The sequence below is a fragment of the Streptomyces sp. NPDC093149 genome (assembly GCF_044754145.1).
In the GTDB taxonomy this organism is placed as follows: Bacteria; Actinomycetota; Actinomycetes; order Streptomycetales; family Streptomycetaceae; genus Streptomyces.
This window is the reverse complement of sequence record NZ_JBIVON010000048.1, coordinates 1-13,600: the sequence shown is the minus strand read 5'-3', so window position 1 is coordinate 13,600 and position 13,600 is coordinate 1. Positions and strand designations below refer to the sequence as shown.

The following is a 13,600-nucleotide window of genomic DNA, read 5'->3' as shown; positions in this document are numbered from 1 at the left end:
GTTCAGGGGGGCCCGGGGGGGGGGGGGGGGGGGGTGGGGGGGGGGGGGGGGGGGGGGGGGGGGGGGGGTGGGGGGGGGGGGGGGCGCCCGGGGGGGGGCCGGGGGGCCCCGCCACCGCACAGGGCCGAAGCGGCGATGTGTGTGGGAAATCAGACGTTACGGGCCGTCTGCGACCACTTCTCGTCGGCCGCTCCGTTGCAGGTCCACTGGATGAGCTGGGAACCCTTCGTCGCGGCGGCACCGAGACCGAGGCATTTGCCCGAGTACACGTTACGCAGTTCGCCGGTCTCCGGGGACCACCACCACTTCTCATCGACCGCGTCGTTGCACGTGTACTGGATCATGCCCGCCCCGTTGGCGAGACTTGATCCGGTGCCCATGCATTTGCCGGAGTAGGCGTTGCGCAGGAAGTAGGCACGGTTGCCGTTGGAGTCGGTGGTGTCCTCGAACAGCCAGCGTTCGTCCTGGGCGTTGGTGCAGCCCCACTGGATGACCGGCGAGCTGTTGGTGATCTTGTTGCCTGCGCCGGCGCAGAGGGCGCTGTAGTCATTGCTCAGGTAGACGGCGCGGTCGGCCTCCCGGGGACGCAGGGAGAACACCACGCGCTTGCCGGTGAGTTCGTTCGCACCCCACAGTCGTCCGGAGGATTGTGCGTAGGACAGGTTCTGCGTCACGCTCGGCGCGCGGGTGAGTACGGTCGGGCGGTGGCCCGGTGTGGCCTGCCAGATGCACGCGTAGCTGCCGTAGTCCGAGGTGTTGGCGTCTCCCATGTAGCCGTCGGGGCACTGGGCCGACAGGTAGTAGTAGGCGCCATCGGTGGCCACCCCCTGGAGCTGGCGGACGTACGCGACGTAGGCGGCTTCGGCCTTGACCGTGGCGGTGTTTCCTTCGGCGATGTTCTCCAGGGGCCACTTCACGACGCGCGCCGGGTAGCCCTGCTTGTTGGTCCAGTACTCCCCGGACACCAGGCGCGGTTTGCTCCCGCTGCGGTCCAGGCTCAGGGAACTCAGGCAGGCGCGGGAGAATTCGCACGCGCGTACGTGCGGGTTGTCGGACGCTTCCTCCTGGGCCAGGGTCCGCGTGCCGTAGCGGGCCACCATGGGGAGCGCCCACTGATGGTTGGCGGCGAAGGAGGTACCCGGACCGACTCCTACGTCGCGGGCGAGGGTCGTCATCCTCCACAGGTGGTTCAGGTCGTAGATCTGAAGTTCACCTCCGTTGGCGACGAACAGCCGGTCCCCGTACCAGGCGATGCCGTCCGCGTGGACCCGGTCGACCGCTTCGAAGTTCGGGTTGCCGCGGCTGCCGAAGGGCTTGACGAGCAGGACGTGACCGTAGCTCCGGTCCGTTCCGGTCGACTCCGCGATCGAGATGCGGGCCTTCTGGTCACGGGTTTCCTGGCCCGTGCCGTAGTACCAGGACGTCATGTACAGGTGATGCCCGTCCAGCGTTCCGCCCGCATAGGCGTCGTGCGACGCGGTCAGGCCTTGCGGGTGCCAGCCGCCGGCCGGGTCGTAGGCGCTGGTGACGTCGTCGGTCCCGTCCCAGCAGAAGCCGTTGTACTTGAAGGTGCCGTTGAGGCCGGTCGTGTGGCACAGGTCGCGGCCCACGTGCTGACGCGACTGGGCAACGCTCAGAACCGACGCCCTTGTCACCGAGCCGCTGGCTTCCAGGCTCTCGATGATGCCCCGGGCGGTGTCACCCTCCCCCTCTCTGATGCCCGGGATCTCGCGGGGATAGAGGTTGAAGGGGGACCTGTCGGCTTCGACGAAGGGGTCTCCTTCGGCAGCGGCGGCTGTCGGCTGGCCGGTGGCCGTGAAGGCGGCCACGGCGGACAACGCGACGAGTGTCGCCCTGACCCGGATGCCCCATCGGGTACGCATTCTTGATTTCACGTGGAGGAACGTTACTTGGGGGCGGGCGCGAAGTGTGGAGAGCAGGAGAGCGGGGGCGGGCGGTGGCTGTTGCTCGGGGCGAGGGCGTGACCGTCACGGGGTCGCAGGCGAGGAGCCGAAGCGGTAACCCACGCCTCGTACCGTGCTGATGGTGCTGTCCGCCTCGCGGAGCTTGCGGCGCAGCCGGGTCAAGTACTGGTCCAGGGTGTTGTCGCTGACCTGGGCGCCCTCCGGCCAGCCCGCCCGCAGCAGGGCCCGTCGGCGCACCACGGCCCCGGGGTCGGCCATCAGGCAGGCCAGCAGCCGGAATTCGGTCGGGGTGAGGGCCACCTGACGGTCGTGGACCGTCAGTTCGCGCTTCATCGGGTTCAGCCGCATCGCGTCCACGCCCGTCGACTGCTGCACGACGGCGAGTTCGACAAGGCGATCGGCAGCGCCCGCCAGGCCATGGAGCGCATCTTGGCCGTAACCAACTGGCCTCAGATCAGCAAGAACGACGACCTCCACCAGCGCAGCCAGGCGCAGCGGTGGCGTGCGATCTACAAGGCGGCGTTCGACCAGGCATCTGGTGCCGAGCACGCTGACGAGGTGACCAAAGACTTCTCATACAGCCGTGGGGAGGCAGAAGTCTTGATCGGTATCGCTGCCAGCCTTCTTTGCGTAGTTCCCGCTTCCAGCATGTAGCGAGCTGGTCGGGACGCCCGGCACACCCGAAGGAAGCCGAGATCCGCGCCCTGCTGGTCGAGGGCCTGACCAACACCGCGATCCGCCGCCGCCTGTTCGTCGGGGAGAGGACCGTTGCCCGGATCCGGGCCGCGGCCGGCATCCCACCCACCCCGCGCAGCGCATACGCCGTTCCCCGCCACCCCCAGGAGCGCAACATCCGGCGACTGCTGGACGAGGGCTACAGCAACGCAGCCATCGGGCGCCGCACCGGTGCCGACGTCGCCGCCATCGCGAGGATGCGCACGGAGGGCGGGTTCGGGAAGTCGACCATCCGCACCCAGGCCCCCTACGTCCACCTCCTACCCAGCCGCTCCAGCCGGATACCCCGCGCCCCCGTTGATCGACGGGCAGCACGCTGCGACGCATCGGCCCATCCTGCCAGCGCCTGTGGATAACTTGCTGCTCGGGGCAGGGGCGAGGGTGTTGCCTGCTGGACGGAGTGCTCGACATCCCGCCATGCTGTGAGGATGTTCCGACGGGGTTGGCGAGCGTGGCAGGGCCGACGAGCGTGGCAGAACCGTGGCGTGGCGGTCCGGATGAACGAGTTCTACGACTCACTCTCGGAACAGGAAAGGACGTCTACCCAGCACGTCGCCCTCAAGTACGCCCGCACGCTCTACCCCAGCTACGAGCGTCTCCTGAGCTCGAAAGTCGCCTCAACCTCCCCCTACTACGTCGGGCTGTCCTCGGAGATGGGGAGCTTCACGCGCGTCACCAAGCGGATTGTCCTGGTCACGGACACCATGCTGTTGTCCGAGCATGGCATCGGAGCGGTGCACGAACTCGGGGAGCAGAGTCAGATGGTTAGGGAATACAACTTTATGGGGGACGCAGGGCTGACCGACACTGTTGAGCGTAGATATCTCTACGGGATGGTGACCAAGGATCTTGCCAAGTTGGGCCAGTGGCTCCTGGACACTGAGCCTCTGCTGCGCAGCGGGCTGGTCTGGTACGGGCCGGTCTTCACAGAAGGGAGTACCGGACGCGATGAGCCGCCCGGCCCGCTCCCCTCGTTCAGTGACCGGTCCATCGACTTCGTGGTGCAGCATGGCCGCGCAGTAGACCTGTCGAGGACCAAGCCCCTCGCCAGCCGGGTGGTTCGGCTGATCCTGGATACTGATCTGCCCTTCATGGATGGGCTCAGCCTCGCCAACTTCGCGCAGGTCACCAGCGACGAGTTCGACTCCTACATCCAGTTCCGCGACTTCATGCGCTCCAAGCTCCTGGAAGTCGACGACGCGCTGGAAGCGGTCGACTCCCAGGTCGCCGTGGAAAGGATCGCGCTCTCCATCCGTGACGAACTGAACGCCGCTACCGCCGAGATGAGCAGGGCGGCCCGGTCCCGGGCCCTGGCCCGCTCCGGTGCCGTACTGGGTTCGACGAGCGCCGTCCTTGCCGCGGTCCGCCCCGAGGCCCTCCAAGGTGCGCTCGCCACCAGTGCAACGCTCGCGGCCGGCGCCACTGGACTGTGGCCGACCATCCAGGCGTTCGCCGACATCAAACCCAAACGCTCACACGGCAAATGGCACTACGTATGGGTCCTGCAGAAGAAGACCGCGCGCTAAGCACGCCTGGCCAAGGAGTGGCCCCGTCCTTCGCGGGCGAGAGGCATACCGAAGGAGCACCCGCTGCTCCATCGAGTACTCAAGGTTCCTGCTGGCCGCGAAGGTCATCATGGTCCACCGGGGCCCGGTCGAGACACCCAGAACGTCCGCTGGATCGACCCCTACAACCTCAAGCGGTGGGAAAGCGAGAAACGGCTACCCACCCCGGTATGGCACGACACGATCGCGCGCGCCTACGGGCTGACGGCCGGTGACGTACGCAGAGCTGTCGCCGCATCACGACACCACCGGCGCAGTCAGGGCAAGGAGGACGACGGCGTGAACCGACGACAGTTCATCGGAACAACGGCAGCAGCCGCCGTAGGGGCGAGCACGCTCCCCGGCATCGCCCAGGCGCGGCAGGGCATCGATGGCGCCCTCGCTGGAACCGGGACCAGCGCCGGAGACCTCGACTACCTGCGAGCCGCGTTCGAGCGCCACCGCGGCGGATACCGGGGCCGCTCACCCCACGACGTCCTCCGTGAAATGACGAGCGACCTCAAAGCGCTGGGCGACGTCCTCAGCCGCCCCCACCCTGCCAAGGACCGGGCCGAGCTCGCGCACACCGCGGCAGGTATCGCCAGCCTCGTCGCGATCATCCAGCACGACCGAGGCGACCAGCCCGACGCCGCGCGCTGGTTCGCAACCGCCGAGAAAGCCGCCCGCGAATCGGGCGACCGCCGCCTGACCGCCTGGGTGCTGGCAAGGCACGCGATGGTTCCGCTCAACTACGGCGCCCCACATGCAGCCGCACGCCTCGCAGCCAAGGCCCGCCGAGAGGCAGGACGCAAACCCACCGCAGCCGCCGCCCTGGCCGCCGCCGTCACCGCCCGGTCCCTCGTCGCGATCGGCGACCAGGCCGGCGCCACCAAAGCGGTCGCCGACGTACGCACCATGGTCGAACGCCTCGACGGCCCGGACAGCGCCGATACGTGGAACGGCTACCCGCTGCAGAAGCACCACGTGCACCTGTCCCAGGCGTACACGCTCCTCGGCGACACCGCCGCCGCCTACGCCGCCCAGGAAACCGCGCTCGCCCTCACCGGCTCGCCGTCCGTGATGACCAGGGCCCTGCTGGAGATGGACACTGCCGCGTGTCTCCGCATCGATGGCGACCCCAGCGCGGCGGCCGACACAGCGGCCGGCGTCTTCGCGCGGCTACCGGACAGTTACCGCACCGGCCTGGTCCGGTCCCGCGCCACCGAGCTCCAGAATCAACTCACTGGCCGACACCGTGAGCGGCTGGCGAACGCGATCGAATAGCACAGCACCTGCGCGGAGCCCCCGGCCCCCGAAATACCTCGACCCCCGATGAACCAAGACCAGTACGGTCGGCGCATGGAGAAGATTCCGACCCTGTTCGTCCGAGACTTCAGCGCCCGTCCCGCAGTCGTACTGCCGGAGGTCTCCCAGGGGTGCGAATGGGTGATCAACGGCGAGGGCGAAGCAACACGGAAGTACGACGGGACATGCGTCATGCTCGACCCGGCCGGCCAATGGTGGGCGCGCCGAGAGGTGAAACCCGGCAAGACCCCGCCGCCCAACTACGTGACGATCGGCACCGACGAGCAAACGGGCAAAACTGTCGGCTGGGAACCTGTCGCGCAGTCCGCCTTCGCGAAGATCCACGCTGAAGCCGTCAAGAACACGGCCATCGGGAAGGCCAGCACCTACGAACTCCTCGGCCCGAAGATCAACAAGAACCCGGACGGCTACGCCGACCACGTTCTGATGCCCCACGGCTGGTCAATCCTGTCCATTCGGCAGGACTTCGCCACTGCCCCCCGCGACTACGACGGCCTCCGCGAGTGGCTGCACGCCCGACCATACGAGGGCATCGTCTGGCACCGGCACCCCGGCCACCCCAACACCGAGATGGTCAAGATCAAGGCCAGCGACTTCCCATCGCCTGAACCCACGTCACAGCCCGACGCCAGCCACGTGGGGTGGCTCGGCGAACGGTCCGGCAGGAGCGACACCCCCGTCATCCGGTTCCGCGAGAAGTCCACCAGCCCGGCGCCGCCCCGCCCCGTGTGACAGCGGACCGGGGCGACGCGGGCCAGCCGGTCATCACTTTTCTGGCCACCGCCGGACCGCTTTGCCGGAGATGACTTGATTCCCACTGGCTGCTTGTCGCGTATATGACATATACGTGTGTGGTTGCAATCCGACAGGGGAGGAATCATGCGGTCGACAGCAGGCACGGCGAGCGGGGCGGGGTTACTACTGCGCGTCCGTGGTCTGGTCGGCCGTCGACACCCGCACGGACCGGATGTCTCGGATCTTCCCGTTGGTGATCTCCGCGTCCAGCGGGGCCGTGTTCCCCTTGGAAGTCTTTCCTCGCCCCAGCTTGTCCACGGTGATACCCGTCTGACCCAGGTGGTCCCCGTCCTTGTCCAGGAACTCCAGCTCAGCGCAATAACTGGCAGCCCCGCGCCCCTGGTTCGTCACCTCGTAATGGACGACGTACGCGCCCGGCCCCCACATCTCGTGGTCCTCGAAACCGGACTTCGTGACCTTGACATCCTGAGGTGACCTCCGGAGTGTGGTCACGGGGTTCATGCGGCGAGTGAGAGTTTAGCTGTCTTGTGGTGCTGCTGTTCGAACTCCATCGGGGACAGGTAGGAGAGTGCGCTGTGCCGGCGGCGGGCGTTGTAGTAGGTGAGCCACTTGAGTATCTCCAGGCGCGCCTGGCTCATCGTCGTGAACAGCTTCTTGTGCATCGTCTCTCGCTTCAGTCCCTGCCACAGGCTCTCGACCAGAGCGTTGTCATAGCTCGAGCCGACTCTGCCCATGCTTCGACGGATGCCGTGCAGGTCGCAGACCTGGGAGAACGCGGCCGAGGTGTACTGCGATCCGCGATCCGCGTGGAAGATCACTCCGGTGACGTTGCCGTCGCGGGCCGTGACCGCGGCCTGGAGCGCGTCGATGACCAGCTCGGCCCGCATGTGCGGGGCCATCGACCAGCCGAGCACTCGGCGCGACCGGATGTCCACGACGCAGGCAAGGTAGAGCCACGACGACGCTCCGACCTGCACGTATGTGATGTCGCCGCACCATTTCGCGTCCAGGTCGGCGGCGGTGAAGTCCCGCCTCACGAGGTCCGGTGCCGGTGGCGCGAGGCGGTCCGGGATCGTGGTGCGCTTCTTCTTCCGCAGGTGACGGCCGACGATGTCGTGCTTGCGCATCAGCCGGGCGACCCGCTTACGGTTGACCGTGTGACCGAAGCCCCGCAGCTCGGCGTGCACCCTCAACGCGCCGTAGTTCCCGCGGTGTTCGGCAAAGATCTCGCGGATCTCATCGACCAGGGCGTCCTCGTCGGCCTGCCGGGCAGCCCGCGCCTCGGCGCCGGCGATCCACCGGTAGTAGCCGGAGCGGGAGACTTCCAGCACCCGGCATATTCGCTTGATGCCGAACCTCTCGGCGTGGGCGGAGATGAAGTCCCAAGCGGCGGTCTTCACTTCATCTCCCGGGCGAAATAGGCGGCCGCCCGGCGCAGGATCTCGCGTTCCATCTGCCATTCCTTCTCCGCCTTGGCCAGCCGGGCGTTCTCCGCTCGCAGCCAGGCCAGCTCGGCCTCGGTGTCCTGCGACGCGGCGGCGGAGGCCGGACGGTCGTCGGTGTCACGCACCCAGGTGCGGAGCGTTTCGGGGCTGACGTTCAGATCAGCTGCGACGTCCCTGAACGTCCGCCTGCCGTCCGAAGCCCGCCACAACGTCACCGCGTCGGACCGGAACTCCGCACTGTACTTCGAGGGCCTTGCCATGTGGATCTACACCTTCCTGGACCATCAAGATCCATTGTCAGGTGTGTCCACACCACGGGGGTCACCTCAATCCTTCTGCGCCACGCCCGCCGTCGGCGACTGCGCCGCGGCGTCCGCAGACTTCTCGGCAGGCTTCTCCGCCGAATGGGACGCCGGCGCCTTCGCGTCACTGCCCTTCGCATCATCGCCGCCGGAACACCCGCTCACGGCAACCGCGCCGATGGCAAGCACGATCAGGGCATGACGGACCTGTAAACGCTTCATAGCGACCTCACGTACTGGTGTGCATGGAGTGAATCCCGCACAGTACCGGCACCTGAAAGCAGGTGTTGGCGCTCTCCGATTTTCCCCACCCCGCGCTCGGTGGCGGGACAGGCCTGCTCACTGAAGCTCCTCACCTGTCAGCCCGTCTGCCAGAGGTCAGCCGCTTTATCAGCCACTGCGCCGCCGCCGACGTGCCTTGCGGTAACGGCTCGTCGGCGGCTTGCCGGGGCGGCCGTCCGGCACGGACGGTCTTTTCGAGGTCACGAATGCTCGTGCTGGGCGAGCCGACCGTACAGCAGCACGCTGCCGTCCTGGCGGCTGGCGGCCAGGAGTGACCCGTCAGGGGAGAACGCCACCGCAAGGGCCAGCCCGTCGTGGCCGGGGAGCTCGCCGACCGGGTGCCGGGTGAACGGGTCCCACAGCCGCACGACACCGTCGGCTCCGACGGTGGCCAGGAGGGACCCGTCCGGGGAGAACACCACAGCCTCGATGGCTGAGGCGCTGCCGGCCATCGGCTCGCCGACCGGGCGCCGGGTGATCGGGTCCCACAGCCGCACGACACCGTCGGCTCCGCTGGTGGCGAGAAGGGACCCGTCCGGCGAGAAGGCCATCGTCATCGTTCGGACCCTGTCAAGTGACATCACTGAGCGGAGTACACGGCGTAGCGACCATCGTGTCCGGTGCGGTGCCGTCGGCTCGTTGGTGAGAGGCTCGCCGACCGGGTGCCGGGTGATCGGGTCCCACAGCCACACCCCGTCGTCCTCGGGGCCGCAGGTGGCCAGGAGAGACCCGTCCGGCGAGAACGCCACTTTGTTGATCACAGTGGTGTGTGTGGACAACGGATCGCGGACTGGCCGTCTGGTGGTCGGGTCCCACAACCACACGTCCCCGTCGTTGAGACCGGCGGCCAGGAGGGAGCCGTCCGGCGAGAATGCCAGCGAGACGACCATGCCGGAGTGGCCGACGAGTTTGCCGACCGCTCGCCCGGTGTTCGGGTCCCACAGCCTCACCGCATCGGCGTCGGTGCCGCCGGTGGCCAGCAGGGAGCCGTCCGGAGAGAACGCCATCGCGAAGACCATGTCCGAGCGCGTGTCGAGTGGCTCGCCGACCGGGCGGCGCGTGTGCGGGTCCCACAGCCACACCGTCCCGTCGTCGGTGCCGCCGGTGGCCAGCAGAAAACCGTCCGGGGAGAACGCCATCACGACTTCCTCGGTGTGACCCGTCAGCGGGGCGCCGACCCGGGCGTAGCGGGCCGGGAATAGGGAGCCGGGTGTGGGAGAACCGGAGGCGAAAGCTGCGGGGTCGGGCAGGGTCTTCGCAGGTCCCGCCGACCGGCTCGGGCCGTGTGGCTCGGCGACGGGTTGCCTGGACAGAGCGCGGTGGACGACGCGGAGCCGGTCGTGAACTTCCGCGGCGGTGGCAGGCCGGTCGTTCGGCCGCTTGGCGAGGAGTGCCGCGACGAGGTCGTCGAGCTCGGCGGGTATACCGGAGCGGGCCTGGCTGGGCGGCACCGGAGCGCGGCCCACATGGGCGTTCATGAAGCCGACCGGTCCGGTGGCATCGAACGGCGGGTGGCCGGTGAGGAGTTCGTTCAGGACACAGCCGAAGGAGTACAGGTCGGAGCGGGCGTCGCCACTCTGACCGTCGAACCGCTCCGGCGCCATGTACGCCAGGGTGCCCATGACCGCGCTCGACTTGGTCGTAGCCTCCACGAACCTGGCGATCCCGAAGTCCAGGATCTTGACCCGGCCGTCGGTGGTGAGCATGAGGTTCGACGGTTTCAGGTCACGGTGCACCACGCCCGCGTCGTGCGCGCGGGCCAGCGCGGCTGCGGCCTGTACCGCCCAACCGGCTGCGGCCTCGATCTGTGGCGGGCTGTCCTCGCGCAGCACCGATGCCAGGTCCCGGCCCTCCAGGAACTCCATGACCAGGAAAAGCGAGCCATCCGCCTCGTCCTGTCCCAGGTCGAAAACCGTGACCACCCCTGGATGGTTCAGCGCCCCCGCGGTGCGTGCCTCGCGCAGGAAGAGGTCCGCGCCTGAGACGTCGCCCGTCGCGTGCAGGAGCAGTTTGACCGCCACCCGACGCTCGATGACCCGGTCACGGCCCTCCCAGACCTCCCCCATCCCGCCCCGGCCGATGAACCCGACCAGTTCGTACCGCCCCGCCAGCACCCGCACTGCCATCACACCCCCGCCGCGACCATCCACCCGACCCTTCCAGACGAGAAAGGTGTCACAAAGGTGTCACAGGGACACCCGTCGTTCCCCGCGAAGTCCAAAACCGATAATGGCCAGGAGATTTCCTCAACAGCAACCTCCCGCACCCGTACCAGTCGCCCGGCAGGAACAGCGGCAGCACACCAACGGCTGCAGGCCCTGCTGGCCCTCGCTCCCTTGAAGCTCGAGCGTCAGCGGGCGAAACGCTGCCTTGTTGCTGCGTCAACCAAGTGAGGAACGTGAGCACACTTGAGGATTTTCGCGGATCGTCATCACCGTTCGATGTCGGCGCCCGAGGCGTCGAAGTCCACGACGTTTCTCCGGGGCGCCGCGAGCGTGCGGTTGAGGTTCGCGCAGCTCAGAAGCGGTCAGGACGACCATAACGTGTGCAACAGGTGTGGTGCACGGAGCCTGGCTCAAGATTCACTCGACGGGAGGCCGTCCGGGGTCAGGGCGCTGGCTCAGGCGCTCACGGGCACCGGGGTGGCCCGGGTGCCGCCCGATGTCCGGCCACCGCCCGACGCAGCCCAGCGCCGACCGAGCACATCGATCGCGGCCTGGACGGTCTCTTCGTCCGCCGCGGTGAGGTCGACGACCAGCAGGCCCGGCTCCGAGACGTGAAGAGGGTCGATCTGTTCCATGACCGGGCCGACGCTCCGACGACGGCAGACAGTTCGCTGCTCGTAGTGGAGCGGCCTCGCCATGCGGACCGACAAGCTCGCCATCGCATACCAGGCCGCGCTGCACCTCGCCGCGATCCTCGCCCGGGCCCGAAGATAGCCGAGCAGGCGGAAGCCTTGCCGACGCGCACGACACCGGAATCATGCACCGGGACATCAAGCCGTCCAACATCCTCATCACGCCTTCCGGCAACGTGAAGGTCCTCGACTTCGGCATTGCGAGGGCGGCCGATCCCTACGCGACCGCGGACCGACTCACCCAGACCGGCTTCATCGTGGGCACACCCCCCTACATGGCGCCCGAACAAGCACGCGGCTTCCCGGAACCGCGCAGCGACCTGTACGCACTCGGCTGCCTTCTCTTCGAACTGATCACCGGTCGACTGCCGTTCCAGGCCCCCGACACCCTGGGCTACCTCACGGCCCACCTCACCCAGGAACCCCCCGCCCCCAGCTCGGTGTCCACGAACATCCCACCCGCCTGGGACAACCTCGTACTGACCCTGCTGCGCAAGGACCCCGATCAGCGGTACCCGAACGCCGCTGACCTCTCCCAGGCCCTGCGACAGCTTGACCACGCACCGGTGTCCCCGCCGCCGGGCCAGGGCTCCCGAGACATCCTTCTGGCAAGGATGGCGCGCGCCATGAGGACGTCCCTCGCGCGCCGGGCGGCGGTCTCACAGGATTCGCCGGGCAGCAGCAGCGTCCAAGTGGGGCAATCGCAGGTGAAGACGCCGGTTCAGGTGCCGCCCACCGCGTCGCACGCTTCCTTCGAGATGTCCTGGACCGGCCACGAGCAACTGGACACCTACGTGGCCAAACCGCGCCTGACTGCTGTCTCGTTCACAGCCCTGCTCTCCTCCGCGGTGGCGGCGGCCAGCATCTACTTTCCGCTGCATCTTGGGCTCGTTACGCCGGGAGCTACTGACGGCCAGGACGGATGGCTCGCCGTCATGTCACTCGGAGGTGCAATCGGCGGATTGGTCGCACTCGGCTCCACTGCCGGTGTGATCACGGAGACACTCGTGATCTCCAAGCACGCGAGGATGCCGAAAGCGAGATCCCGATGGGCGCTTCACGTCGGTCCAGAGGGGATCGCGACCGGGAGCGCCGCCGGACGGCGGCAGATTCCGTGGGGCGAGATCCAGCGCGTCAGCATTGAGCAAATTCAGAGTCCACTAGCGTACCGGTACACGGGAATCCATATCGACCTGGAGCCCGGCGTCAGCAGGCCGACCATGCTCCGCCCGGCAGGATGGCCCTATCCCCAGCCGGACACGCTCAAGGATCGCACGCGCCTCCCGGTCTGTGTGCTTGGCCCCATGACGGAAAGACAGCGAACCGAACTCATAGAAGCCCTCGCCGGACACGGCGCCCACCGATGGGTCCCATCAGTTCACTTCACGACACTCCCCGTTGACCTTTGAAGGGCTGTCCCTCGGGATGCAGACGACTTCGGCAATCTGTGCAGGCGACTTCGGACGCAGGTTTCGCTCCAGCCAGGCCTTCGTAAGGGCCTTGATCTTGGTGTCCTGGTAGAGCCGGTCGGCATAGTTGCGCATGTGCGCCTCATGGGCCCGCTTGAGGTCGTCCAGGACCTGCTCAATCTCGGCGACGCGCTCGGGCTCGGGGAGGTAGGAGGACCCTCCGACCAGGTCCAGCAGTTCTCTGGCGCGGATCGCCCGGTCGGTGTCGGCGTTGGCGGTGAACCTGGCGAGCTTGATGCCGACCTCGTTGCGGGTGTCCTCGCTGACCAGAGGCCAGAGGTCGGGCCAGAGCGAGCGGACGTTGTCGAGGATCTCCGGGGTCGCGTCGGCGGGGGTGTAGATACCGAAGAGGCCGGCGGCGAGGTTGTCGGCCTGGTCCTGCTCCAGCCCGTCGAAGAACGCCGCGATCTTCTTCAGCTCGTCCTTCGGCAGCCGCTTGGACTTGATGGGGCCTTGACCCCGGATCTTGAACACGTCTATGCGGCTCGGGTCAGGGTAGTTGCTGTTGAGTGGACGGCCAAGAACGCGAACACACTCCCCGCCGGGATCAGATCCCGACACGTCTCCCACACGTCCGGCCCGACCGTCTCACCGACCCACTCACCCATCGCCACATGACGAGTCTGGCCCTGCCACTCACGCAGCAGGGCCAAGACCCAAGATCTTCATGAGCCTTCTAGTAGTACTTCGTTAGGTTGTGGTTCTGTGGTTGCGGCGTTGTCGTTGTGTGTTGGGTAAGTGGCGGTGGCAGGTGGGGCATTCGCCGGTCCAGGCCCGTATCAGGTCCTGGAGGGTGTCGAGGACTTGGTAGAAGGTCAGGCCGGCGCTTGAGCTTTTGGGTCGAGGCGTCGGAGGGTGAGGAAAGCGTGGGCGGCGGTCACGAGGGTGACGTGGTGGTGCCAGCCGCGCCAGGTGCGGCCCTCGAAGTGGTCCAGGCCGAGGCCGTGCTTCATCTCGCG

Annotated in this window: 12 protein-coding genes and 3 pseudogenes; 6 read left to right on the top strand and 9 right to left on the bottom strand. The window is 67.6% G+C overall.

The window, feature by feature from the left end:
* Positions 1-149 precede the first annotated feature (149 nt).
* Both ACIQCZ_RS41810 and ACIQCZ_RS41805 read right to left on the bottom strand, forming a co-directional pair.
* Entirely contained in the window at positions 150-1,883 is a 1,734-nt protein-coding gene (locus ACIQCZ_RS41810; protein ID WP_402291355.1) for an RICIN domain-containing protein, read from the bottom strand.
* 105 nt (positions 1,884-1,988) lie between these two features.
* Positions 1,989-2,231 (bottom strand): annotated as a pseudogene (locus ACIQCZ_RS41805) (winged helix-turn-helix domain-containing protein); the annotation flags it as partial.
* Between the two features lie 3 nt (positions 2,232-2,234).
* On the opposite strand from ACIQCZ_RS41805, the gene ACIQCZ_RS41800 reads away from it, so the two are divergent.
* The 5 genes from ACIQCZ_RS41800 to ACIQCZ_RS41780 all read left to right on the top strand — a co-directional run bounded on the left by ACIQCZ_RS41800 (position 2,235) and on the right by ACIQCZ_RS41780 (position 6,262).
* The gene (locus ACIQCZ_RS41800) at positions 2,235-2,579 is read left to right on the top strand and encodes a hypothetical protein (protein ID WP_402291353.1); all 345 of its coding nucleotides are present in this window, start codon (positions 2,235-2,237) and stop codon (positions 2,577-2,579) included.
* Entirely contained in the window at positions 2,552-3,016 is a 465-nt protein-coding gene (locus ACIQCZ_RS41795; protein ID WP_402291351.1) for a hypothetical protein, read from the top strand. Before ACIQCZ_RS41800 ends, ACIQCZ_RS41795 begins: the two co-directional genes overlap by 28 nt.
* A 141-nt stretch (positions 3,017-3,157) precedes the next feature.
* Complete coding sequence (locus ACIQCZ_RS41790) at positions 3,158-4,186, top strand: hypothetical protein (protein ID WP_402291350.1); 1,029 nt, start codon at positions 3,158-3,160, stop codon at positions 4,184-4,186.
* 318 nt (positions 4,187-4,504) lie between these two features.
* On the top strand, positions 4,505-5,488 hold the full coding sequence (locus ACIQCZ_RS41785) for a twin-arginine translocation signal domain-containing protein (RefSeq protein ID WP_402291348.1): 984 nt from the start codon (positions 4,505-4,507) through the stop codon (positions 5,486-5,488).
* Positions 5,489-5,563: 75 nt separating this feature from the next.
* Positions 5,564-6,262, top strand: a complete 699-nt coding sequence (locus ACIQCZ_RS41780) for a hypothetical protein (RefSeq protein ID WP_402291346.1) — start codon at positions 5,564-5,566, stop codon at positions 6,260-6,262.
* 186 nt (positions 6,263-6,448) lie between these two features.
* Here ACIQCZ_RS41780 and ACIQCZ_RS41775 read toward each other — a convergent pair whose 3' ends face one another.
* The 5 genes from ACIQCZ_RS41775 to ACIQCZ_RS41755 all read right to left on the bottom strand — a co-directional run bounded on the left by ACIQCZ_RS41775 (position 6,449) and on the right by ACIQCZ_RS41755 (position 11,115).
* The gene (locus tag ACIQCZ_RS41775; protein ID WP_402291344.1) at positions 6,449-6,778 is read right to left on the bottom strand and encodes a hypothetical protein; all 330 of its coding nucleotides are present in this window, start codon (positions 6,776-6,778) and stop codon (positions 6,449-6,451) included.
* Positions 6,779-6,783: 5 nt separating this feature from the next.
* A protein-coding gene (locus tag ACIQCZ_RS41770; protein ID WP_402291342.1) for an IS3 family transposase occupies positions 6,784-7,991 on the bottom strand; the annotation gives its coding sequence in 2 pieces (ribosomal slippage) (positions 6,784-7,751 and positions 7,751-7,991; 1,209 coding nt in all).
* A gap of 66 nt (positions 7,992-8,057) precedes the next feature.
* Positions 8,058-8,255, bottom strand: a complete 198-nt coding sequence (locus ACIQCZ_RS41765; protein WP_402291340.1) for a hypothetical protein — start codon at positions 8,253-8,255, stop codon at positions 8,058-8,060.
* A 260-nt stretch (positions 8,256-8,515) separates the two neighbouring features.
* Positions 8,516-10,441: a WD40 repeat domain-containing serine/threonine protein kinase gene (locus tag ACIQCZ_RS41760; RefSeq protein WP_402291338.1), complete on the bottom strand. Its 1,926-nt coding sequence runs from the start codon at positions 10,439-10,441 to the stop codon at positions 8,516-8,518.
* Positions 10,442-10,935: 494 nt separating this feature from the next.
* Complete coding sequence (locus tag ACIQCZ_RS41755) at positions 10,936-11,115, bottom strand: DUF6207 family protein (protein ID WP_402291336.1); 180 nt, start codon at positions 11,113-11,115, stop codon at positions 10,936-10,938.
* A 173-nt stretch (positions 11,116-11,288) separates the two neighbouring features.
* Here ACIQCZ_RS41755 and ACIQCZ_RS41750 point away from each other — a divergent pair.
* Positions 11,289-12,581 (top strand): annotated as a pseudogene (locus tag ACIQCZ_RS41750) (protein kinase); the annotation flags it as partial.
* Here ACIQCZ_RS41750 and ACIQCZ_RS41745 read toward each other — a convergent pair.
* Both ACIQCZ_RS41745 and ACIQCZ_RS41740 read right to left on the bottom strand, forming a co-directional pair.
* Positions 12,546-13,115 carry a hypothetical protein gene (locus ACIQCZ_RS41745; RefSeq protein WP_402291334.1) on the bottom strand — a complete coding sequence of 190 codons (570 nt, stop codon included), beginning with the start codon at positions 13,113-13,115 and terminating at the stop codon, positions 12,546-12,548. The pseudogene ACIQCZ_RS41750 and the gene ACIQCZ_RS41745 sit on opposite strands and share 36 nt — an antisense overlap.
* 341 nt (positions 13,116-13,456) lie before the next feature.
* Positions 13,457-13,600, bottom strand: a pseudogene (locus ACIQCZ_RS41740) (IS701 family transposase); the annotation flags it as partial.

Bases quoted from the DNA above. Each gene is read 5' to 3' on its own strand.
- ACIQCZ_RS41810 (WP_402291355.1), bottom strand. From the start codon at position 1,883: ATGCGTACCCGATGGGGCATCCGGGTCAGGGCGACACTCGTCGCGTTG.
- ACIQCZ_RS41790 (WP_402291350.1), top strand. From the start codon at position 3,158: ATGAACGAGTTCTACGACTCACTCTCGGAACAGGAAAGGACGTCTACC.
- ACIQCZ_RS41780 (WP_402291346.1), top strand. From the start codon at position 5,564: ATGGAGAAGATTCCGACCCTGTTCGTCCGAGACTTCAGCGCCCGTCCC.
- ACIQCZ_RS41765 (WP_402291340.1), bottom strand. From the start codon at position 8,255: ATGAAGCGTTTACAGGTCCGTCATGCCCTGATCGTGCTTGCCATCGGC.
- ACIQCZ_RS41760 (WP_402291338.1), bottom strand. From the start codon at position 10,441: ATGGCAGTGCGGGTGCTGGCGGGGCGGTACGAACTGGTCGGGTTCATC.
- ACIQCZ_RS41755 (WP_402291336.1), bottom strand. From the start codon at position 11,115: ATGGAACAGATCGACCCTCTTCACGTCTCGGAGCCGGGCCTGCTGGTC.